This is a genomic window from Massilia sp. CT11-137 (genome assembly GCF_047302885.1).
Lineage (GTDB): Bacteria > Pseudomonadota > Gammaproteobacteria > Burkholderiales > Burkholderiaceae_D > Telluria > Telluria orientalis.
The window spans coordinates 3,036,240-3,058,583 of record NZ_JBKYMP010000002.1; the positions used below are offsets into that span (position 1 = coordinate 3,036,240).

Annotated in this window: 21 protein-coding genes and 1 tRNA gene; 10 read left to right on the top strand and 12 right to left on the bottom strand. The window is 67.5% G+C overall.

Going from position 1 to position 22,344, the window contains the following annotated elements; all coding sequences use genetic code 11:
• The first annotated feature begins 57 nt into the window (after positions 1–57).
• The 5 genes from ACEN98_RS30360 to moaD all read left to right on the top strand — a co-directional run bounded on the left by ACEN98_RS30360 (position 58) and on the right by moaD (position 5,742).
• Complete coding sequence (locus ACEN98_RS30360) at positions 58–1,020, top strand: NAD-dependent epimerase/dehydratase family protein (protein WP_413388526.1); 963 nt, start codon at positions 58–60, stop codon at positions 1,018–1,020.
• Between the two features lie 192 nt (positions 1,021–1,212).
• Positions 1,213–2,589 carry an L-serine ammonia-lyase gene (locus ACEN98_RS30365; RefSeq protein ID WP_413388527.1) on the top strand — a complete coding sequence of 459 codons (1,377 nt, stop codon included), beginning with the start codon at positions 1,213–1,215 and terminating at the stop codon, positions 2,587–2,589.
• Positions 2,590–2,762: 173 nt separating this feature from the next.
• Complete coding sequence (gene thrC, locus ACEN98_RS30370; protein ID WP_413388528.1) at positions 2,763–4,244, top strand: threonine synthase; 1,482 nt, start codon at positions 2,763–2,765, stop codon at positions 4,242–4,244.
• A 23-nt stretch (positions 4,245–4,267) separates the two neighbouring features.
• Positions 4,268–5,476: a gephyrin-like molybdotransferase Glp gene (gene glp / locus ACEN98_RS30375; RefSeq protein ID WP_413389114.1), complete on the top strand. Its 1,209-nt coding sequence runs from the start codon at positions 4,268–4,270 to the stop codon at positions 5,474–5,476.
• Between the two features lie 8 nt (positions 5,477–5,484).
• Positions 5,485–5,742, top strand: a complete 258-nt coding sequence (gene moaD / locus ACEN98_RS30380) for a molybdopterin converting factor subunit 1 (protein WP_413388529.1) — start codon at positions 5,485–5,487, stop codon at positions 5,740–5,742.
• 154 nt (positions 5,743–5,896) lie between these two features.
• Here the strand turns inward: moaD and dctP are convergent, their stop codons facing one another.
• The 6 genes from dctP to ACEN98_RS30410 form a co-directional block, all read right to left on the bottom strand.
• Positions 5,897–6,916, bottom strand: coding sequence for a TRAP transporter substrate-binding protein DctP (dctP, locus tag ACEN98_RS30385; RefSeq protein WP_413388530.1), 1,020 nt, complete (start codon positions 6,914–6,916; stop codon positions 5,897–5,899).
• A 361-nt stretch (positions 6,917–7,277) separates the two neighbouring features.
• A complete protein-coding gene (locus tag ACEN98_RS30390; protein WP_413388531.1) occupies positions 7,278–8,642 on the bottom strand; it encodes a M28 family peptidase in 1,365 nt (454 codons plus the stop codon).
• Between the two features lie 110 nt (positions 8,643–8,752).
• Entirely contained in the window at positions 8,753–9,220 is a 468-nt protein-coding gene (locus ACEN98_RS30395; protein ID WP_056129476.1) for an MgtC/SapB family protein, read from the bottom strand.
• A gap of 77 nt (positions 9,221–9,297) precedes the next feature.
• Positions 9,298–10,257: an alpha/beta fold hydrolase gene (locus ACEN98_RS30400; RefSeq protein WP_413388532.1), complete on the bottom strand. Its 960-nt coding sequence runs from the start codon at positions 10,255–10,257 to the stop codon at positions 9,298–9,300.
• On the bottom strand, positions 10,254–10,457 hold the full coding sequence (locus ACEN98_RS30405) for a helix-turn-helix transcriptional regulator (RefSeq protein WP_413388533.1): 204 nt from the start codon (positions 10,455–10,457) through the stop codon (positions 10,254–10,256). Before ACEN98_RS30405 ends, ACEN98_RS30400 begins: the two co-directional genes overlap by 4 nt.
• Complete coding sequence (locus ACEN98_RS30410) at positions 10,454–10,855, bottom strand: hypothetical protein (RefSeq protein ID WP_413346030.1); 402 nt, start codon at positions 10,853–10,855, stop codon at positions 10,454–10,456. Before ACEN98_RS30410 ends, ACEN98_RS30405 begins: the two co-directional genes overlap by 4 nt.
• 130 nt (positions 10,856–10,985) lie before the next feature.
• On the opposite strand from ACEN98_RS30410, the gene ACEN98_RS30415 reads away from it, so the two are divergent.
• Together ACEN98_RS30415 and ACEN98_RS30420 are read left to right on the top strand one after the other, a co-directional pair.
• Entirely contained in the window at positions 10,986–12,242 is a 1,257-nt protein-coding gene (locus ACEN98_RS30415; protein ID WP_413388534.1) for a TIGR03862 family flavoprotein, read from the top strand.
• Positions 12,239–12,583, top strand: coding sequence for a YnfA family protein (locus ACEN98_RS30420; RefSeq protein ID WP_413388535.1), 345 nt, complete (start codon positions 12,239–12,241; stop codon positions 12,581–12,583). Before ACEN98_RS30415 ends, ACEN98_RS30420 begins: the two co-directional genes overlap by 4 nt.
• A gap of 29 nt (positions 12,584–12,612) precedes the next feature.
• Here the strand turns inward: ACEN98_RS30420 and ACEN98_RS30425 are convergent, their stop codons facing one another.
• The 6 genes from ACEN98_RS30425 to hpnC all read right to left on the bottom strand — a co-directional run bounded on the left by ACEN98_RS30425 (position 12,613) and on the right by hpnC (position 17,678).
• Positions 12,613–13,428 carry a head GIN domain-containing protein gene (locus ACEN98_RS30425; RefSeq protein WP_413388536.1) on the bottom strand — a complete coding sequence of 272 codons (816 nt, stop codon included), beginning with the start codon at positions 13,426–13,428 and terminating at the stop codon, positions 12,613–12,615.
• Between the two features lie 6 nt (positions 13,429–13,434).
• Complete coding sequence (locus ACEN98_RS30430) at positions 13,435–14,262, bottom strand: DUF1700 domain-containing protein (RefSeq protein ID WP_413388537.1); 828 nt, start codon at positions 14,260–14,262, stop codon at positions 13,435–13,437.
• 22 nt (positions 14,263–14,284) lie between these two features.
• Positions 14,285–14,416: a hypothetical protein gene (locus ACEN98_RS30435; protein ID WP_413388538.1), complete on the bottom strand. Its 132-nt coding sequence runs from the start codon at positions 14,414–14,416 to the stop codon at positions 14,285–14,287.
• Between the two features lie 240 nt (positions 14,417–14,656).
• Positions 14,657–15,997 carry a hydroxysqualene dehydroxylase HpnE gene (gene hpnE / locus ACEN98_RS30440; protein WP_413388539.1) on the bottom strand — a complete coding sequence of 447 codons (1,341 nt, stop codon included), beginning with the start codon at positions 15,995–15,997 and terminating at the stop codon, positions 14,657–14,659.
• Positions 15,984–16,817: a presqualene diphosphate synthase HpnD gene (gene hpnD / locus ACEN98_RS30445; protein ID WP_413339138.1), complete on the bottom strand. Its 834-nt coding sequence runs from the start codon at positions 16,815–16,817 to the stop codon at positions 15,984–15,986. The genes hpnE and hpnD overlap by 14 nt, the downstream gene beginning before the upstream one ends.
• Before the next feature lie 51 nt (positions 16,818–16,868).
• A complete protein-coding gene (gene hpnC, locus ACEN98_RS30450) occupies positions 16,869–17,678 on the bottom strand; it encodes a squalene synthase HpnC (protein ID WP_413339140.1) in 810 nt (269 codons plus the stop codon).
• A 120-nt stretch (positions 17,679–17,798) separates the two neighbouring features.
• On the opposite strand from hpnC, the gene ACEN98_RS30455 reads away from it, so the two are divergent.
• From ACEN98_RS30455 to ACEN98_RS30465, 3 genes are all read left to right on the top strand, one after another.
• The gene (locus ACEN98_RS30455; protein WP_413388540.1) at positions 17,799–18,974 is read left to right on the top strand and encodes an efflux RND transporter periplasmic adaptor subunit; all 1,176 of its coding nucleotides are present in this window, start codon (positions 17,799–17,801) and stop codon (positions 18,972–18,974) included.
• A 1-nt stretch (position 18,975) separates the two neighbouring features.
• On the top strand, positions 18,976–22,080 hold the full coding sequence (locus ACEN98_RS30460) for an efflux RND transporter permease subunit (RefSeq protein ID WP_413388541.1): 3,105 nt from the start codon (positions 18,976–18,978) through the stop codon (positions 22,078–22,080).
• 158 nt (positions 22,081–22,238) lie between these two features.
• Positions 22,239–22,325: transfer RNA gene (locus ACEN98_RS30465), tRNA-Leu, on the top strand.
• Positions 22,326–22,344: the final 19 nt, after the last annotated feature.

The window sequence follows — 22,344 nt, forward strand, 5'->3', positions numbered from 1 at the left end:
GAAGCGAAGCGCCGGGAACAGGCTCACGAAGCCGCAAAAAGAGCAAGGAAAACAAGCATGGAACGCATCCTCGTCATCGGCGCCAACGGCCAGATCGGCAGTGAACTGGTAACCGCCCTCGCGCAGCAGCACGGCGCGGCCAACGTGATCGCAGCGGACATCGGCACGGACAACGTCTACGGCGCCGCGCGCTACGTCCGCGTCGACGTGCTCGACAAGGACGGGGTGGCCCGCCTGATCGCCGCCGAAGACATCACGCAGGTCTACCAGCTGGCGGCGCTGCTGTCGGCCACGGGCGAAAAGGCGCCGTTGAAGGCGTGGACGCTGAACATGGACGGCCTGCTGAACATCCTCGAGATCGCGCGCGAGCGGGGCGACGCCGGCAAGCCGCTGAAGGTGTTCTGGCCGTCGTCGATCGCCGCGTTCGGCCCGAATACGCCGGCGGAAGCCACGCCGCAGACCACGATCATGGATCCGACGTCGATCTACGGCATCAGCAAGCTGGCCGGCGAGCGCCTGTGCGAGTACTACCACGCGAAGTATGGCGTGGACGTGCGCAGCATCCGCTACCCCGGCATCATCAGCTACAAGTCGCCCCCGGGCGGCGGCACGACGGACTACGCGATCGCCATCTTCCACGCGGCCCTGCGCGGCGAGACGTACGAATGCTTCCTCGGCCCGGAAACGACGCTGCCGATGATCTACATGCCGGACGCGATCCGCGCCACCATCGAGCTGATGGAGGCCCCCGCGGAGCAGGTCGTCATCCGTTCCTCGTACAACGTGGCCGGCGTGTCGTTCAGCCCGCGCGAGCTGGCCGCCGCGATCCAGAAAAAACTGCCGGCGTTCCGCATCGCGTACCAGCCGGACAGCCGCCAGCAGATCGCCGATTCCTGGCCGAAGAGCCTCGACGACAGCCGCGCGACCGCGGACTGGGGCTGGAAGGCGCGCGTCAAGGTCGACGAGATGGTCGAGGACATGCTGGCCAACGTCGATGTCGGGTTGAGCAAGGCGGCTTGAGTACACTATGCGCATGTGTGGATTCACCATAAGTGGACAACATATGCACCGTCATTCCCGCGAAGGCGGGAATCCGAGCTGAGCTGGCATTGCCGATTCAGTATGGATTCCCGCTGCCGCGGGAATGACGCTTTTTGAGGGCGGCGTCCACGAGACGTTCCAACAGCCCGCTACACAACAAGGAGACAGCTCATGGACATGAGCGTATTTGACCTGTTCAAGATCGGCATCGGCCCATCCAGCTCGCACACCGTCGGCCCGATGGTGGCCGCGCGCCGCTTCCTCGTCGAATGCGGCCCGCTCATCGATGTCGTGGGCGTGGAAGCACACCTGTACGGCTCGCTGGCGCTGACGGGCGTCGGCCACGCGACCGACAAGGCCGTCATCCTCGGCCTGATGGGCGAGACGCCGCAGGACGTCGACCCGGACACCGTCGAGGACAAGCTCGCGGAAGCGGAACTGGACGGCGTGCTGAACCTGCTCGGCACCAAATCCGTGCCGTTCACCCGCGGCACGGGGCTCGTGTGGCACAAGCAGTCCACGCTGCCGGACCACCCGAACGGCATGCGCTTCGTGCTGAAGCTGGCCGACGGCAGCGTCATCGAGCGCATCTATTATTCGGTCGGTGGCGGCTTCATCACGGCCCCGGGCGAAACGCAGGCGGCGCGCGAGACGGTCGCGGTGCCGTTCCCGTTCTCGACGATGCGCGAGCTGCTGGCGCAGGGCGAGCGCGACGGCCTGACGATCCCGGCCATGCTGCGCGCGAACGAGTGCGCGCGCATGACCAACGACGCGCTCGATGCCGGCCTGGACCGCATCTGGGCAGTGATGCGCAGCTGCATCGAGCACGGCCTCGTCACGGAAGGGGAACTGCCGGGCGGGCTGAACGTCAAGCGCCGCGCGGCGAAGCTGTGGCGCCAGGAGCAGGCGGCGCGCAACGCGACGAACCACCTGCCGCACGACGCCGTCAACCAGGTCAGCCTGTACGCGATGGCCGTCAACGAAGAGAACGCGGCCGGCGGCCGCGTGGTGACGGCGCCGACGAACGGCGCGGCCGGCATCATCCCGGCCGTGTTGCGCTACTACGCCGAAGATTGCCGTCCGACCGATGCGCGCCGCGGCATCCACGACTTCCTGCTGACGGCGGCCGCGATCGGCATGCTGTGCAAGAAGAACGCCTCCATCTCCGGCGCGGAGATCGGTTGCCAGGGCGAGGTCGGCGTCGCGTGCGCGATGGCGGCGGCGGGGCTCGTCGCCGCGCTGGGCGGCACCAACGGCCAGATCGAAAACGCGGCCGAGATCGGCATCGAACACCATCTGGGCATGACCTGCGACCCGATCGGCGGCCTCGTCCAGATCCCGTGCATCGAACGCAACGGCATGGGCGCGATCAAGGCGATCACGGCGGCGTCGCTGGCGATGAAGGGCGACGGCACGCACTTCGTCAGCCTGGACGACGTCATCGAGACGATGCGCCAGACCGGATTCGACATGCAGGCGAAGTACAAGGAAACGTCGCTGGGCGGCCTGGCGATCCACGTGGTGACGGTGAATCACGCCGCCTGCTGATTATTCGACGTCGGTGTCGTTCGCCCGTCGTAGGGTGGGCACCCCGTGCCCACCACGCCGCACCGCACCATCATCGGCCGAAATAACAAAACAATATTCGGTAAAAAGACAATATTGCCCGTCCGGACTATAATAATTGTCCAACGCCAGCCAACCCCGATCTTTTCTACCGTATGCAATATGTGTCCACCCGCGCAACGAGCGCGTCCGCAGCACGTAATCCCCAACAATTTTCCGACATCCTGCTGGGCGGCCTGGCGCCGGACGGCGGGCTGTATCTGCCCGAACAGTATCCGCAGGTGACCGGCGCCGAGCTCGACGCCTGGCGCAAGCTGTCCTACGCGGAACTCGCGTACGAGATCCTGCGCAAGTTCGCGACCGATATTCCGGACGCCGACCTGAAGGCCCTCACGGCCAAGACGTACACCCCCGAGGTCTACAGGAACGCCCGCGCCGACGAGTCCGCCAGCCAGATCACGCCGCTGCGCGTGCTGGAACAGTCGCCGGAACGCACCTTGATCCTGCAAGGCCTGTCGAACGGCCCGACGCTGGCCTTCAAGGACATGGCGATGCAGCTGCTGGGCAATCTGTTCGAATATGCGCTGGCGAAGAACGGCGACGAGCTGAACATCTTCGGCGCCACGTCCGGCGACACGGGCAGCGCGGCCGAGTACGCGATGCGCGGCAAGCGCGGCATCCGCGTGTTCATGCTGTCGCCGCACAAGAAGATGAGCGCGTTCCAGACCGCCCAGATGTTCAGCCTGCAGGACCCGAACATCCACAATATCGCCGTCGAAGGCGTGTTCGACGATTGCCAGGACATGGTCAAGGCCGTGTCGAACGACCTCGAATTCAAGGTCCGCCAGAAGATCGGCACCGTGAACTCGATCAACTGGGCCCGCGTCGTGGCGCAGGTCGTGTACTACTTCCGCGGTTACCTGAGCGCGACGACGTCGAACGACCAGAAAGTGTCGTTCACCGTCCCGTCGGGCAACTTCGGCAATATCTGCGCCGGCCACATCGCGCGCATGATGGGCCTGCCGATCGCGAAGCTGGTCGTCGCGACGAACGAGAACAACGTGCTGGACGAATTCTTCCGCACCGGGGTGTACCGCGTCCGTAAATCGTCCGAGACGTACCACACGTCGAGCCCGTCGATGGACATCTCGAAGGCGTCGAACTTCGAGCGCTTCGTGTACGACCTCGTCGGCCGCGACGCGGACCGCACGCACGCGTTGTTCCGCAAGGTCGACACGCACGGCGGCTTCGACCTGTCGGGGGCGCCGGGCAGCGACGGCGACGAGTTCAAGCTGGTCGCGAACTATGGCTTCCAGTCGGGCTGCTCGACGCACGAAGACCGTCTCGCGACGATCCGCGACGTGTTCGACGACTACGGCATCACCATCGACACGCACACGGCCGACGGCATCAAGGTCGCCCGTGAACACGTGGAGCCGGGCGTGCCGATGATCGTGCTGGAGACGGCGCTGGCCGCCAAGTTCAACGAGACGATCCTGGAAGCGCTGGGCACCGACGCCGCGCGTCCGGCCGGCTTCCAGGACATCGAGTCGCTGCCGCAGCGCTTCGTCGTCATGCAGCCGAACGTCGCCGAGATGAAGCAGTTCATCGCGGCGCACACGGGGCTGGACAAGTGAACCAGCCTGCACGCAAGCCGCTGATGCCGGTGCGGGAGGCGCTGGACGTCCTGCTGGCGGCGGCGCGTGCCGTCGACGGCGTCGAGGACGTCGACACGCTTGCCGCCAACGGCCGCGTGCTCGCTTGCGACCAGGTGTCGGGCTTGAACGTGCCGTCCGCGGACAACACGCAGATGGATGGCTATGCCGTGCGCGCGGCCGATTGCGCCAGCGGGTCGGCCACGTTGCGCATCGCCCAGCGCATCCCGGCCGGCACCGTCGGCCAGCCTTTGGTGCCGGGCACCGCGGCGCGCATCTTCACGGGCGCGCTGATTCCGGAGGGTGCGGATGCCGTCGTGATGCAGGAGCAGTGCGAGGCGAGCGGCGACCAGGTCACGATCAGGCACGCGCCCCGATCGGGCGAATGGATCCGCCGCGCCGGCGAGGACATCGTCGCCGGTTCCGTGATCCTGCCGGCAGGTACGCGGCTGCGCAGCCAGGAGCTGGGGTTGGCGAGTTCCGTCGGCCTCGCGCGCCTGCCCGTGCGCCGGCGCGTGCGCGTGGCCGTGTTCTTCACGGGCGACGAGCTGGCGATGCCGGGCGAGTCGCTGGCGCCGGGCGCCATCTACAATTCGAACCGTTTTACCTTGCGCGGGCTGCTGGAAAACCTCGGCTGCGAGATCAGCGACTACGGCATCGTGCCGGATTCGCTGCGGGCCACGCGCGACACGTTGCGTGCCGCGGCCGCAGAGCACGACCTGATCATCACGTCGGGCGGCGTCTCGGTCGGCGAGGAAGACCATATCAAGCCGGCCGTGGAAGCGGAAGGGCGCCTGAACATGTGGCAGATCGCCGTCAAGCCGGGCAAGCCGCTGGCATTCGGCGAAGTGAACCGCGAAGGATCAGGCGCCGCGTTCTTCCTGGGCCTCCCGGGCAATCCAGTGTCGAGCTTCATCACGTTCCTGCTGTTCGTGCGGCCGTTCGTGCTGCGCCTGCAGGGCGTCACGGGTGGCGTCGCACCGAAGGCGATCCCGCTGCGCGCGGATTTCGACTGGACGAAGCCGGACCGCCGCAACGAATTCCTGCGCGCCCGCATCAACGACGCCGGCGGGCTGGACCTGTTCCCGAACCAGGGCTCCGGCGTGCTGACGTCGACGGTATGGGCCGACGGCCTGATCGACAACCCGCCGGGCCAGGCGATCGCGAAGGGCGACATCGTGCGCTTCATTCCGTTCGCGGCGCTGCAGTACTGAGAGATGTCATGAAGATCAATCTGCGATTCTTTGCCAGCGTGCGTGAAGCGCTGGGCACGTCGGGCGAGTCGGTCGACCTGCCCGAAGGTGTGGCGACCGTGGGCGCCGTGCGCGACTTCCTGATCGCCCGCGGCGGTACATGGGCCGAGGCCCTCGCGCACGAGCGCGCGCTGCGCATGGCGTTCAACCATGTGATGTGCGAGCCGGGGACGCCGGTGCTTGAAGGCGGGGAAGTTGCGTTCTTCCCGCCGGTTACGGGCGGCTAAGCCACGCGGGTGTGTGATACCCTGCTCCAGATCAGCGTCGCCCCCGCGCAGGCGGGGGCCCAATTACGTAGCGGTGCCGCATGGTTTGCAGTACTGCTCGCTTTACTTGGGTTCCCGCCTTCGCGGGAACGACGGTTTCAGGTTATGAGGCCCTTCAGACGATCGTCTTCTCCGCCAGCGCCAGCAGCTTCGCGCAATTCGCATTGCGCTCCCCGTAGTCGCGCCACGCCGTCGCGCGTGCCAACTCCTGCCATTTGCGCAGCGAGTCCTGGTTCAGGTCCACCGTGCGCCCGCCGGCACCCTGGAACAGCGCGGCCACGGCCGCATCGTCCTGCTGGGCCGACTTGCGCGCGAACGCTTCCAGGTCGGCGCCCACCGACAGCAGCACGGCCTGCTGGTCCTTCGGCAGGCGCTCGAAGGCGGTACGCGACATCAGCAGCGGCTCCAGCATGAACCAGTAGGTGCCGCCGCGCGCGGTTGTCACGGACTTGCTCACTTCGTCGAGGCGGAACGAGATCAGCGACGACGACGACGTCATGGCCGCGTCGAGCTGGCCCTTTTCCATCGCGCCCTTGATGTCGTTCGACGGCATCGTCACGACGGTGGCGCCGGCTTCCTTCAGGATCATGTCCATTTCTGGCGAGCCGCCGCGTACCTTCAGGCCGGCCGCGTCTTCCGGATCGACGATCGGCTTGCCGCGCGACGCCATGCCGCCCGCCTGCCAGATCCAGCTCAGCATGATCAGGCCCTTGTCGGCCAGTACGCGATTGAATTCGTTGCCGATCTCTTCGTTCTTCCAGGCATAGCCCTGCTCATACGACGTGACGAGGCCGGGCATCAGGCCGATGTTCACTTCCGGGAGGTCGGCGCCGGCGTACGACAGCGGCACCAGCGAGATGTCCAGCGCGCCCTTGGCCAGGGCGGGGATCTGCGCATCGCTCTTCATCAGCGTGGAGCGGGGGTAGATCGAGAATTTGACTTTGCCTTTGGTCCGGCGCTCCGTCTCGGCCGCGAACATGCGGCACAGGCGGTCGCGGAAATCACCTTCGGCGACACTGCCGCCGGGGAATTGATGGGAAATCTTGAGGTTCGTGGGCTGGGCCCATGCAGCGTGCAACAAGAGCGGACTGGCCGCAATTCCAACCAGCATTGTCCTACGGGTGATAACCGACATACACATCCTCCAAGATGATATTACGGACTACCTTACGAATCGTGGACGCCTCTTGACGACCGCCATGGGCGCACATCGTTCGAGCTTTTTACATTTTTTGTAGCCTATAAGAATAGGCTCAGCAGTGGCCTTGTCAAGAAAATATTGCGCCGAAAAACCATGCGGCGCAGCATAAACACAGGCTGCACAAGGGCGCCGTCGAGGGCGCGGTATCGCGCGGCAGAGTCGAGGAGGTGTGCGCCGGATCTGAAGTGCGGCGTGCTGCGGCGCCGCGAATGTGACATCCGTCGCCAGACGGCCGCCGGCGTTTTTTGACAGGGCATGCGGGGCGTGTCATGCGCCCTGCATGATGGAGCGGGGATCAGCGTGCGGGGAACGGATACGTGGCCGGGCTCACGTTGCCGTCCTTGTCGACGGCCTGCACGCCGAACAGCAGGTTGTCCTTGGACAGGTCGACGCGGTACGTCGTCACGTTGCCGACGAACTTCGATCCCTGCCACAGCGGCGCCGTCGTGTCGCGCCACACGATGCGGTAGCCGGCCAGGTCGGGTTCCGTGTTCGCCTTCCACACGAGGTCCGTGCCGTTGTCGAGGTTCGCCGTCTTCACCTTGACGTCCTGCGGCGCGGCCGGCGCCAGCGCCAGCGACGCGAGCGAGGCCGCGTTCACGCGCGCGACCTGGGCCACGTAGTCCGGATCGACGTATTCGACGAGGTCGCCGATCTTCTTGCCGTTCTCCGTGCGCAGGTCCTGATGCTGGTGGTTGAAGTCCTCGTGCGGTTCCGTGAAGCGCACGGCCGCGTAGCCGGCGTCGAGGAACGGGCTGTGGTCGCCGCCGCGCAGGTAGCGGTCGCGCCGGTAGATGATGTTCACCTTGAAGTTCGGGACATAGCGCTCGCCCGTCTCCTTGACGTGGCGCGCGAGCTGGCGCGTGATCGAGTCGTTCTCGCCGCCCGTCTGGAGCAGGGTGCGCAGCGCCGGCGTCGTCTCCTTCACCGGCGGGATGCCTTCCGCGAACAGGCGCACCTCCGCATTATCCAGCTTGCCGTTCTCGTCGTGCGAGCTGCCGATGATGTCGTTGTTCAGCATGCCCGCGATGTTCATGCCGGCCGCTTTCGCCTTCGCCGCGTAGTCGCCGGAGCCGTACAGGCCTTGCTCTTCCGCCGCGACGGTCATGAATACGAGCGACGCGTCGAACTTGTGGCGCGACATCACGCACGCCATCTCGATGACGGCCGCGGTGCCCGAGGCGTCGTCGTTCGCGCCCGGCGCGTCGGCCGTGGTGTTCATCACGTCGGTCACGCGCGAATCGTAATGGCCGCTGACGACGTAGTAGCGGTCCTTCGACGCCGGCTGCGTGCCGGGCAGCGTGGCCACCACGTTGACGATCTCCGTCGGGCGCGTGATGCGGTTGGCGACGGGGTGGACGTGGCTCTGGAACTGCACGTCCAGCTTGCCGGCGCCGCAGCGTTCCAGCTCGGCCTTGATCCAGCGCCGCGCGGCGCCGATGCCGCGCGTGTTCGATTCGGTCTCGGACATCGTGTGGCGCGTGCCGAAGCTCACGAGTTTTTCGACGTAGGCGTGGATGCGCTGCGGCGAGATCTCGCGCACGATGGCGTCGACGTCGGCCTGGCGCGCGGGCAGCGTGGCGTCCGTGGGCGGCGCGGCATGGGCGCCGGCGCCGAGCAGCAGCAGGATGGGGAGGGCGGTCTTGTGAACGGGATGCATGGGACTCCTTGGCCGGTTGGGCTTTTTGTATGATGGGCGACGTGCGGATGCGCGGGCGTCGCCGCCATGCACTGTACCCGACGGCGGCAAACCGGGAAATCTTTACACCGTCAGGTCTTGGACCAGCGCCGCAGGATGGCGAGGATGACGAGGGCGAACAGCGTGGACAGCAGCGCCGTCGCTTCGCGGCCCATGCCCGCCGCGACGCCGAGTGCCGCCGTCAGCCAGATGCTGGCGGCCGTCGTGAGACCGCGCACGTCGTTGCGGTCGCGCTGCTTGAGGATCGCGCCGGCGCCGAGGAAGCCGATGCCCGCCGTGACGCCCTGCAGCACGCGCGACAGGTCTTCCATCTTCATGCCGGCCTGCAGCGGGATCAGGACGAACAGCGCGGAGCCCAGCGACACGAGCATGTGCGTGCGCAGGCCCGCGGGCGCGCCGACGGATTCGCGCTCCCAGCCCAGCACCCCGCCGAGCACCACCGCCACCAGCAGGCGGACGACGATGCGCACGATGCTCGCGCCGTCGCCGATGTCGGTGAATTCCTCGCGTACCGTGCCCCACACGTCGTCCCAGCTCATGTCATCTCCATCCTGCCGTCTCCCCGATATCGATGACGGTCATGATGCCAGCGCGGCCTTGACGGCGGCGCACGCACTTACAGCGTGTCGAGGAAGGTGCGGATCGCGGCGTTGACCGCGTGCGGCTGGTCGAACATCGCGAAGTGGCGCGCCGGCGCGACCGTCACCACCTGCAGTTTCGGCGTGCCTTCCATCAGCGCGCGGTAGTAGTCGGCCTTGGCGGCGGGCGTGAGGCCTTGCTGGCTGCTGTCCAGGTCCAGGTAGGGCACGATCGTCAGCACCGGGGCCTGGATCGCCTTGAGGCCGGGGCGCAGGTCGACGGTCACGACGTCGGCGGCCCACGTGCCGACCGACGCCGGATCGCTGCGCGCCGTCAGCCCGGCCAGCGCATCCGCTTTGGCCATGTCCATCACGCCGATCGTGCGCATATAACCCTGCTGCTGTTGCGCGAACCGCGCCGGCGGCTGGTTGCCGACCTGGGCGCGCATCCGCTCGGCGAATTGCGCGCGCTGCGGTGGCGTCATGTCTTCCGCGCCGGGCATCACGGGCAGGCCGTCGATGCTGACGATGCCGCCGACCGCGGACGGCTTGTCCTCGGCGACCGCCAGCGCGAGGATGCCGCCCAGGCTGTGGCCGACGATGACCGGCTTGTCGAGCCGGCGGCTCGCGATCAGCTCCTCGACGGCGGCGCGCGCGGCCGCGAACGGCGCGGGGCCGGCCGGCGGGCGGCCGTCGAAGCCGGGCAGGGTCAGGACGTAGACGGCGTGGTCGGGCGCGAAGGCGCGGATCGTGTCCTGCCACACCCAGCTGCCGCTCGCGAGGCCCGGAATCAGGATCAGCGCGCGGCCGCCGTTTCCCGCCTTACCGTGGCGTTCGACCAGCACGCCGCCCACTTCGAAGCGCTCGGCCGGCGCGATGGTGGCGGCGTAGCGGTTGGTCTCCGGCGCCGCATCGGCGGCGCGGCTCGGGTGGCCGGCGCTCATGCACAGCGTGACGACGATGGCGGCGAACAATGCTTGGTTGCGTACGAGGTTCATGCGGTCTCCTGGTCGGGGAAGAAGATGGTTTCGATCGGTTGTTCGAACAGTTTCGCGAGCGCGAAGGCCAGCGGCAGGCTCGGGTCGTAGCGCCCCGTCTCGATCGCGATGACGGTCTGGCGCGAGACGTCCAGCAGCTCGGCCAGGTGCGCCTGGCTCCAGCCGCGCGTCGCGCGCAGGTCGCGGATGGCGTTCTTCATGATTCGACGGCCCGGCGGGCGCGCAGCGACAGGATGGTGCTCGCGACACCCCAGCTGACGCCCATCACCATCCACACGCTGAACATCGACAGCTTCGGGAAGCCCGCCGTCTCGAGGAAGCCGTAGCTGAACGTGACCGCGCCGGTGATCCCGAACGCGAGCGCCAGGCTTTCCAGCAGACGCATGCGCTGGTATTCGTCGATGCGGGCCACGTGGCGGGCGATGGCACGGATCATCAGGCAGAAACCGATCATCGGCGACAGCAAGGCGGCAGTGCGCAGCACCCCGTCGTCCAGCGGCCGGCCGTACCGGATCGACGCGAGCAGCAGCACGACATACACGGCGATGGCCGTCAACAGATCGCTGCGGTAGGCCCGGCCGACACGTTTCTCATGCATCACACACCTCCTCATGTAAAGTATGCTTTACATCGTAGGACGGGTTTGCGGCCATGTCAAGCTTCCTTTACATCCATTTTTGGCCCGCGTTCGACTACAATGCTCGCCTCCGTTGTCTCCTGTCGCCGCCATGTCCGAGCCCACCGAAACCCGTCCCCATCGCGCCATCGTCATCGGCGGCGGCCCCGCCGGCCTGATGGCGGCCGAGGTGCTGTCCGCGGGCGGCGTGCGCGTGGACCTGTACGATGCGATGCCGTCCGTCGGCCGCAAGTTCCTCCTGGCCGGCAAGGGCGGCATGAACATCACGCATGCGGAACCCTACGACGCGTTCGTCGGCCGCTACGGCGCCCGCGCCGACGCGGTGAAGCCGTGGCTGGACGCGTTTCCGCCGGTGCAGTTGCGCGAATGGATCCACGGCCTTGGCGTCGACACGTTCGTGGGGACGTCCGGTCGCGTGTTCCCGGCCGACATGAAGGCCGCGCCGCTGCTGCGCGCGTGGCTGCACCGGCTGCGCGAGGCGGGCGTCGTGTTCCACATGCGCCACCGCTGGACGGGTTGGCGCGATGGCGCCCTGATGTTCGCCACGCCCGATGGCGAGGCGGCCGTGCAGACGACGGGCGCCGCGACCGTGCTGGCGCTGGGCGGCGCGAGCTGGGCGCGGCTCGGGTCCGACGGCGCCTGGGTGCCGTTGCTGGCCGCGCGCGGCGTGGACGTGGCGCCCCTCGTGCCGGCCAATTGCGGCTTCGACGCCGACTGGTCGGCACACTTCGCGCAGCGTCACGCGGGCGCGCCGCTGACGACCGTCGCGCTGGCGCTGGCGGGCGGCCCGTTCCGCAAGGGCCAGTTCGTCGTCACCGCGACCGGCGTCGAGGGCAGCCTCGTGTATGCGCTGTCGGCAGGCATCCGCGACCGCATCGCGCAGGATGGCCAGGCGACCGTGCTGCTGGACCTGCTGCCCGACCACGACCCGCGGCGCGTGCTGGACGAGGTGACGCGGCCGCGCGGCACGCGCTCGATGTCCAGCCATCTGCAGAGCCGTCTCGGCATCAAGGGCGTGAAATCGGGGCTGCTGCACGAGTGCCTGGACAAGGCCGACTACGCGGACCCCGTCAAGGTGGCGCGGGCGCTGAAGGCGTTGCCGCTCGTGCTGAAACGTCCGCGCCCGATCGATGAAGCGATCAGCAGCGCGGGCGGCGTGCGTTTCGGCGCGCTCGACGGCGCCATGCTGCGCGGCCTGCCGGGCGTGTTCGCGGCGGGCGAGATGGTCGACTGGGAAGCGCCGACCGGCGGCTATCTGTTGACGGCCTGCTTCGGCAGCGGGCGCGCGGCCGGACGCGCGGCGCTGGAGTGGCTCGGGTCGCGCGCCTGCGCGGCGCTGGGGACATGATGGCCGGGTCGGGTCTGGCCCGGACGTTCGGGCTCTACTTTGCCACCGCGATCGCGGAACTGGTCGGCTGCTATCTGCCGCTGCTCTGGTGGACGGGCAAGGGCGGCGTCTGGCTGCTCGCGCCCGCGGCGCTGAGCCTCGTCATGTTCGTGTGGTTGCTGACGCTGCATCCCGCCGCGGCCGGCCGGGTCTACGCGATGTACGGTGCGGTGTACATCGCCACGGCGCTCGGATGGCTGTGGCTCGTCGATGGCCTGCGGCCGACGTGGACGGATATTGCGGGCGTCGCCCTGGCCCTGTGCGGCGCGGCGGTGATCGCGCTGGGGCAGCGCGCGGCGTGATCGCCGGGGCGCGCTGCCGCCGGCAGCCGTCAATCCTTGTCGTCGAAGCTGACCGTCGCGCTGCCGTTGCGGCTGACGGAGCGTTCGTCCGGATTGCCGAAGACGCGCGCGTCGCCGCTGCCGGTCAGGTCCGCATGCAGGCGCTTGCGCGCATACACGGCGCTGTCGCCGGACCCCTGCTGCGCCAGGTCGACCTCGTCGGCGCGCAGGTGCCGCGCATCCAGGTCGCCGGACCCGCGCAGCTCCGCGTGCAGCGCGCGCGTCGAACCGACGAGCGTGAGGCGGCCGCTGCCGATGACGGCGGCATCCACCGTGTCGCTCGTGCCGCCCGTCAGTTCCATGTCTCCGCTGCCGTGGATCGCGGCCATGATCTCGCGGTAGCGGCCGTTGAAGCGCATGCGGCCGGAACCGTCGAGCGCGACGTCGAGATGGTCGCCCGCGAAGCCGCTCACGGTGTGCTCGCCGTTGCCGTTGATGCTGAGGGATTCCAGCGACGGCAGGGTGACCGTCACCTCGATCGGCGTCCGGTGGCGCAGCAGGATGCCGCGCGGGCCGATGTGCAGCATGTCGCCGTCGACGGTCGTGTCGATGTTGGCCAGCAGGCGCTGCTCGCCCCGCACTTCCAGCGATGGCGTCGGGCCCTGGCGCAGGGTGAGGTTGACGGGGCCGGACAGGTCGACCTTGGCAACCGGCTGGGCTAGCGTGCGGCGCTCGGTGGTGAGCAGGCGGCCGCCCGGGTTCGATGGGCCGTTCGTACCGTGGGCGCGCAGCATGCTGTACGAGACGCCGATCAGCAGGAAGGCGATGAGGAGCAGGGTGAAGCCCACTTTAAGTAATGCGCGCATGGTGGCTCAGCTCCCCTTGAGCAGGGAACGGTTCATCTGGAGGTAGCGCTTCAGGCCGATGAAGGTATAGCGCGTGATCACGAGGGACAGCAGGAACAGCGCGATCCCGCCCAGCACGAGGCCGAAGCCGAACAGCGTCTGCGTCGTGCGCGATTCCGCGTCCATTTCCGTGCTGATGCGCACCGTGCTGTCCGCGAGCGCCTCCGCGCTGCGCATGGCGCGCGAGCGTTCGAGACGGCTGCTCCGGTCGCTTTCGGCGTCCGGGCCGGCGGGCGGCAGCGGGTCCGCGACCTGCGGGCGTTCCTGCGTGACGTTGATGCCGTGGCTGCCGATCTCGATGCGCATCTGGCGCCCGCGCCCGTCGTCGTCGATGGTGACGAAGCGGCTCGGCCAGTCCAGTACGAGTTCGTTGGCGCCGGCCAGGCCGCTCGCCGTCGTCGCGATGCCGGCCAGGTAGAACGTCAGCGCGCACACGTACAGGGCGAACAGCAGCGCCGAGTAGACCATTGCGGGCACGATCATGAACAAATTGAAGATGGCCAGGCCGACGGCGGATATGGCGACGCGCAGCACGTTGGCCGGGTTCGTCTTCTCGGCGAACCCGTTCGCCGGGTTCTTCTTCTCCGCGAACGCGTTCAGGTGGGCGCTCGCGCGCAGGGTCATGGCGATCTTCGTCGGATCGTCGAGCTCGCGCGCCACGTCCGGCTCGCCCCGTCCGGCGGCGACGCCGTCGACGAAGCGCTGCTCGTAATAGGCCAGTGTCCTGGCCTGGACGTCGGGTGGCAGGCCCAGCATGGCCCGCTTGAGCGCCTCGAGGTATTCCAGTTTGCCCATCGTTACTCCTGGCAGGGCGGTATTAATTTCGGCCAAGCAACAGCATGGCGTTCAGTGCCGGATCGGGGGCCTCGCCCGCGTGCACCAGGGCGATCGTCGCGGCCGCCACGACGGCCAGCAGGGCAAGGGTACGTACGCCGAGATGGATGTTCATTTGCATTTCCGCTAACACTCGTTTCGATGTTGCTACTGTACGGATCCGGGACGGCGTGCGCCACCGGGGTGCGACAGGCTGCGGAAAATGCGGGGCAGGGTGCGATCAGGCGGGATGACCGGCTGCCCCGGCGCGTCGTTCCCGCGCCGGCGGGAACCCGATTTCGTCGGCCCTGGACGCAGAACCTGGACCTCCGCCTGCGCGGGGATGACGGTCTCGAGGCCGCGGGCTTCTGGCCGCTCATCGTCCGACTCCTGTGATGACATTGGCTGCGGCCACCCCGCTGCGCACCGCCGCCTCCAGCGTGGCCGGATAGTCGCAGGCCGTGTAGTCGCCCGCCAGCGCGAGGCCGGGCAAGTCCGTGGCGTTGGCCGGGCGGTCCAGCGCGGGGGAACACGCGAACGTGGCGCGCTTTTCCGTGATCACGCGGCTCCACTGCGGCGTCGCGAGGCCCGGCTGCGCGAATGCAGCGGCCAGTTGGGCGGCCACGCTTGCCGCCAGCGCATCCTGGCCCATGTCTCCGGCCGGATCCGCGCCGCTGACCACGACGGCCAACAGACCGTCCTGGCCGGGATCGAGCTGGCCGCGGTCGAACACGAACTGGCCCCAGCGGTTGTCATGCGGCGCGTCGGCCAGCGCGCAGAACGGCAGCGGCAGGCGGACCCCGGCCGCGTATTGCAGGTACACGGTGGCGATCGGTTCATAGGCCAGCGCATCGAGTCGGGAGACGATGCCGGCGGTGCCGTCGAGAGGCCGCAGCAGTGCCGCCGCCTGCCACGGCGGGGCCGCCAGCACGACGGCGTCGAACGTCTGCACGTCGGCGCCCGCGTGCACGCTCCACGTGCCGCCGTCGGGGCCCAGCGCATCGATGCGGCGGCCCGTGTGCACGGCGGCGCCGCGGCTTTCCAGGTAGCGGCGCGCCGCTTGCGGGAACAGGGCGTCGAGCAGCACGCGCGGAATCAGCATGTCGGACGCGGCGCGCTTTGCGCCAAGGCTGTCGCGCAGCACGGCCAGGAAGACCTGGGCGGACGCGCGTTCCGGCGGCGTGTTCAGCGCCGCCAGGCACAGCGGGCGCCACATCAGGCGATTCAGGCGTTCGGTCTGGTCGTAGCGGACCAGGAGTTCCGCCACGCTGCAGTCGTTGTGCAACTGCCAGCCCATCCAGCGCGCGGTCGTCGTGAAGCGGGCGAGGGCCAGCTTGTCGGCGCGGTCCAGGCCACGGGCGCGCAGCAGCGCGACGAGCATGTGCAGGGGCGCGGGCAGGCGCGGGGCGACGAAGTCCATGCCGTCGCCGCCCGCCGGGTAGCGCATCTGCAGCGGCAGCCGCAACAACGCCTGTTTCGGGTCGACGCCCACGCGGCGCATCAGGCGCAACGTATCCGCATAGGCGCCCAGCATGATGTGCTGACCGTTGTCGAGCAGGCGCCCGTTCGTCTCGATCGCGCGGGCGCGGCCGCCCAGCGTGCGCGCGGCTTCGAACAGGGTGACGCCGCAGCCCGCGTCCAGCAGCGCGACGGCCGCCGCGCATCCCGCCCAGCCGCCGCCGACGACCGCGACCTGCCGTTTCTCAGCCGCGGACATACGTCTTCCACGCGAGCCACAGCTTGCGCAGCGGCGTCAGGGAGATCTTCTGGGTGAGGACGTGGAAGCCGTCGCGCTCGATCTCGTCGAGCAGCGTGCGGTAGATGGCGGCCATCATGAGGCCGGGGCGCTGCGCGCGCCGGTCTTCCTGCGGCAGCAGCGCGAACGCGTCGTCGTACAGCTGTTGCGCGCGGGCGGCCTGGAATGTCATCAGCGCTTCGAACTTCTCGCTGTGGCGCGCGTTCAGCAGGTCGGCCGCCGTCACGCCAAACTGCTGCAGTTCGTTGACCGGCAGGTAGATGCGGCCCTTGCGCGCATCCTCGCCCACGTCGCGGATGATGTTCGTGAGCTGGAACGCGAGGCCCAGCGTCTCCGCGTACTTCAAGGTCTGCGGATTGGTCACCCCGAAGATGCTGGCCGACAGGATCCCGACGACGCCCGCCACGTGCCAGCAGTATTTCTTCAGGTTCGGGTAGTCGAGGTAGCGCGACTGGTCGAGGTCCATTTCCATGCCGTCGATGATGGCCTGCAGGTGTTCCTGTTTCAGGTCGTACGGCTGGATGTGCGGCTTCAGCGCCAGCATCACGGGATGCGTGGGCGTGCCCGAATACATCTGCGCGACCTCGTTGCGCCACCATGCCAGCTTGATGCGCGCGACCGACTGGTCGGTGGCTTCGTCGACCGTGTCGTCGACTTCCCGGCAGAACGCGTACAGCGCCGTGATCGCCCGGCGCCGCTCGGGCGGCAGGAACAGGAAGCTGTAGTAGAAGCTGGAGCCGCTTTGCGCGGTCTTTTGTTGGCAGTATTCGTCGGGGGACATAATTAGGTTGTTATTGCGCGGAGCAAGTCCGCTATCTTAGCCGATGAGGCGTTACATACGTAGTGCGCGCCAGCCTACCGTGAGCCAGTCGAGGCGTTTCAGGCGCGGACGGCGCCGGAACACGTCGTAATCCACGCGTTCGATCGCTTCCAGGATGCGCAGGCCGCCCTGGACGACCATGCGCAACTCCCAGCCGATGCGGCCCGGCAGGCGGGTGGCGAGCGGCGCGCCTTCCAGCATCAGTGCGCGCGCCCGGTCCACCTCGAAGCGCATCAGCGCGCGCCAGGCGGGGTTCATGCGGCCCTCCTCGATGACGTCCTGGGTCACGCCGAAGCGAACGAGATCGTCCAGAGGCAGGTAAATGCGGCCCTTGGCGATGTCGATGGCGACGTCCTGCCAGAAGTTGATCAACTGGAGCGACGTGCAGACGGCGTCCGACTCGCGCAGGCTCGTCGCGTCGTCCACGCCGTACAGCCCCAGCATCAGGCGCCCGACCGGATCGGCGGAGCGCCGGCAGTAATCCAGCAGGTGCGGGAAATCCGGGTAGCGCGTCGTGACGACGTCCTGCTTGAAGGCCGAGAGCAGGTCGCGCAGCGGCTGCAGGGGCAGCCTGTATTCCGCCAGCACGGCGGCGAGGCGCTGGAACATGGGCTCGGCCGGGGGCTTGCCGGCCGCGATGGCGTCCAGCGCCGCCTCGTACGCCTGCAGGGCGGCCAGGCGTTCGGCCGGGGTGGCGTCGCCCTCGTCGGCGAGGTCGTCGGCGCTGCGGGCGAACGCATAGATCGCCTCCACCGCCGGCACGAGGCGGCGGGGGAGGAGGATCGACGCGACAGGGAAGTTTTCGTAATGGTCGACGGCCATGCGACTCGGTAGATTGCTGACTCTAAAGTCATTTACTGGCGATAATGGCATGATTATAATTGCTAGGCTAAATCCACGACAGTGCCTCGCCGTCCCGGCCGGGCCACCATGAGGAAAACAATGCGTGCTTTTTCGTTCGCCGTTCCTTTGACCCTGGTCCTGGCCGCCGTATCGCTGGCAGGCTGCTCCCGTAACGACACCCCCGCCGAAGACGTACGCCCCGTGCGTGCCCTCACGCTCGCGACGGGCACGGTCGGTTCGTCGGCGGAGTTTTCCGGCGACGTCCGGCCCCGTTACGAATCCCGCCTCGGTTTCCGCGTCGGGGGCAAGATCAGCGCCCGCAAGGTGGACGTGGGCACGGTCGTCAAGCGCGGCCAGGTGCTGATGCAGCTCGATCCGCAGGACCTCCGGCTCGGCCAGGCCCAGGCCCAGGCGAACCTGCGCGCGGCGCAAACGACGTACGAGCTGGCGCGCGCGGACCTGAAGCGCTACCAGGACCTGCGCGGCCAGAACTTCGTCAGCCAGGCGGTGCTCGACCAGAAAGTGGCGGCCGCGCGCTCGGCGCAGGCGAACGTGGAAGCGGCGCGCGCCGCGTCGAGCGAGCAGGCCAACCAGACGGGTTATGCGAACCTCGTTTCCGACACGGACGGCGTCGTGACGGGCATCGATGCGGAAGTGGGCCAGGTCGTGCAGGCCGGCACCCCGGTCGTGCGCGTGGCGCGGACGGACGAGAAGGAAGTGGTGATCGGCGTGCCGGAAGACCAGGTCGACGAGCTGCGCAAGGTGGGCACAGTAAAGGTCCGGCTGTGGGCGGATCCGGACCGCGGCATTCCGGGCAAGATCCGCGAAGTGGCGCCGGTGGCCGATCCCGCCACGCGCACGTACACCGTGAAAGTGGCGATCCCGGCGCAGGAAGACATCCGCCTCGGCATGACGGCGGTCGTCCAGCTGGCGCATGCGAACACGGGTGCCGCGATCAAGGTGCCGCTGTCCGCGCTGTACCAGAACAAGGGCGCGACGTCGGTGTGGGTGATCGAGAACGGCGCCGTGCACCTCGTGCCCGTGCAGGTGGGTGGCGTGTCCGGCAACGACGTGGTGCTCGCGGGCGGCGTGAAGCCGGGCCAGACGGTCGTCACGGCCGGCGTGCACCTGCTGAAGCCGGGCCAGAAAGTGAAGGTGCTGACGGCGGACGTCGCGCGCCGCGGCGATGCGGAGGCGGAAGCGACCGGTGCCCGGGGGCACCGGTCGGGGGCCCTCAGGAGGTTTCACCGGTCGGGGGGCCTCAGGAGGTTTTGAAATGAGAGGCTTCAACCTGTCGCGCTGGGCGCTGGAAAACATCCCGCTGACCCGCTACCTGATCGCCGCGCTGCTCATCGGCGGCATCATCAGCTACGGCAAACTGGGCCAGGACGAGGATCCGCCGTTCACCTTCCGCGTGATGGTCATGACCGCGTACTGGCCCGGCGCCACGTCCGTGCAGATGGCCCAGCAGGTGGCGGACAAGCTCGAACAGAAGCTGCAGGAGACGCCGCACATCGACAAGCTGCGCAGCTTTTCCAAGCCGGGCGAGACGACGATCATCATCGAACTGAAGGAATCCACGCCGCCGGCGGAGGTGCAGGGCGTGTGGTACCAGGTGCGCAAGAAAGTCGGCGACATCGCGGGGACCCTGCCGCCCGGCGTGATCGGGCCGTTCTTCAACGACGAATTCGGCGACACGTACGGCTCCATCTTCGCGCTGTCGGGCGACGGATTTACCTATGCCGAGATGCGCGACTACGCCGATTTCGTGCGCCAGCAGCTGCTCGCCGTGCCGCTCGTGTCGAAGGTCGAGCAGTTCGGCGTGCAGCAGGAAAAAGTCAACATCCTGTTCTCGCAGCAGAAGTTCGCGCAGCTGGGCATCCCGTTCGAGCAGATCGTAAACCAGATCGCCACGCAGAACGGCATCGAGTCGGCCGGCGTGCTCGTGACGCCGCTGGAAAACCTGCAGGTGCGCGTTACCGGCGGCCTGAAGACCGTCAAGCAGCTCGAGGACCTGAGCCTGCGCGCGGGGAACACGACGTTCCGCCTCGGCGATTTCGCAAGAGTCGAGCGCGCGTACGAGGATCCGCCGCACGACAAGATGCGCTTCAACGGCAAGGACGTGATCGGCCTGGGCGTGTCGATGGAGAAGGGCGGCAATATCATCGAGCTGGGCAAGGGCCTGGAACTGACGGTCGAACGCATCCGCAGCCAGCTCCCCGTCGGCATCGAACTGGAGCGCGTGTCGAACCAGCCCGCGGCCGTCACGGCGTCCGTCAGCGAATTCATGCACAGCCTGATCGAGGCCGTCGTCGTCGTTCTGGTCGTGTCGTTCGTCGCGCTCGGCCTGCACACGAAGCCGAAGCTGCGCCTGGACGTGCGCCCCGGCCTCGTCGTCGCGCTGACGATTCCCCTCGTACTGGCGATTACGTTCCTGTTCATGCGCGTGTTCGACATTTCGCTGCACAAGATCTCGCTGGGTGCGCTGATCATCGCGCTGGGGCTGCTCGTGGACGACGCCATCATCGCCGTGGAGATGATGGTGCGGAAGATGGAGGAGGGCATGTCGCGCTTCGACGCGGCCACGTTCGCGTACACGTCGACCGCGTTCCCCATGCTTACGGGGACCCTGATCACGGCGGCGGGCTTCCTGCCGATCGGCCTCGCGAAATCGGCGGCCGGCGAGTACACGTTCTCGATGTTTTCCGTGAACGCGATCGCGCTGCTCGTGTCGTGGGTCGTCGCCGTCACCTTCACGCCCTACATCGGTTTCATCCTCCTGCGGGTAAAACCTCACGGCGACGGGCACCACGACGTGTTCGACACGCCGATGTACCAGCGCTTCCGCCGTCTCGTCGACCGCTGCGTGGAATGGCGCAAGACGACGATCGTGCTGTCGCTCGCCGTGTTCTTCCTGGGCGTGTTCGGCTTCAAGTTCATCGAGAAGCAGTTCTTCCCCGATTCGAGCCGCCCCGAACTGATGGTCGAGATGTGGGCGCCGGAAGGGACGAGCTTCGCCGTCAACGAGGCGCTGGCGAAGAAATTCGAAGCCTTTGCCCGCGCGCAGCCGGAAACGGACAGCGTGACGTCGTACATCGGCACGGGCAGCCCGCGCTTCTACCTGCCGCTGGACCAGATCTTCCCGGCGTCGAACGTGTCGCAATTCGTCGTGCTGCCGAAGAACGTCCATCAGCGCGATGCCCTCAAGCGCAAGATCGAGGACAGGTTCAAGTCGGATTTCCCCGAAGTGCGCGGCCGCGTCAAACTGCTGCCGAACGGGCCGCCGGTGCCGTACCCGGTGCAGTTCCAGGTGATGGGGCCGGACATCGGCGTCGTGCGCAAGGTCGCCGACCAGGTGAAGGAGATCATGATCGCCAACCCGAACACGGTGGGCGTGAACGACAACTGGAACGAATCCGTGAAAGTGCTGCGGCTGGAGCTGGACCAGGACAAGATGCGCGCGCTGGGCGTCACGTCGCAGACCGTGCGCCGCACGATCGCGACCCTCCTGTCGGGAACGACGGTGGGCCAGTTCCGGGAAAGCAACCGACTGATCGACATCGTCGTGCGCCAGCCGCTGGACGAGCGCTCGAACATGTCCGTGCTCGCCAACACGAACGTGCCGACGCCGTCCGGCAGGGCCGTGCCGCTGTCGCAGCTGGCGCGCATCGAATTCGTGTGGGAGCCGGGTGTCGTGCAGCGCTACGGGCGCGAGTGGGCGATCATGGTCCAGTCGGACGTCGTCGAAGGCGTGCAGGGACCGACCGTGTCCGACCAGGTCAATGCGAAACTGGACGCGCTGCGCGCGAAGCTGCCGGCTGGCTACCGGATCAAGCTGGAAGGCGCGGCCGCGAACAGTTCGACGGCGGAAGACTCGATCTCGGCGAACGTCCCGCTGGTGCTGTTCATCGTGTTCACCCTGCTGATGCTGCAGCTGCACAGCTTCTCGCGGTCCGTGATGGTCTTCCTCACCGGGCCGCTGGGTATCGCGGGTGCCGCGATGGGGCTGCTGCTGTTCAATGCGCCGTTCGGCTTCGTGGCCAACCTTGGCGTGATCGCGCTGTTCGGCATGGTGGTGCGCAATTCCGTGATCCTCGTCGACCAGATCGAAAAGGACATCGCGGCCGGGCACCCGGCGTGGGAAGCGATCGTCGAAAGCGCCGTGCGGCGGTGCCGGCCGATCCTGCTGACGGCCGCCGCGGCGGCGCTGGCGATGATCCCGCTGTCCCGTTCCGTGTTCTGGGGCCCGATGGCGATCGCGATCATGGGTGGATTATTGGTCGCCACGGCGCTCACGCTGTTGTTCCTGCCGGCGCTGTATGCCGCATGGTTCCGGGTAAAGCGGCCGGTGCACACCCGGGAGGCGGTCGTAAATCCTTGAAATATCGGGCGATTTGATACGATTTAAAATCTGCCCAATGGTGTCAGAAAATCCAGTAAAATATCGGGTTGAAGTTGTAGCCCCTAGACATTGGATTCAGGGCGGCCGGTTTCATTGTCGGGCGCCCTTTGTTTTTGTGGCAAGATCAGCAATCCTGCGCGAGGATGGCGAAATTGGTAGACGCACCAGGTTTAGGTCCTGACGCCAGCAATGGTGTAGGGGTTCGAGTCCCCTTCCTCGCACCACGAACAATTATTTTTTTGG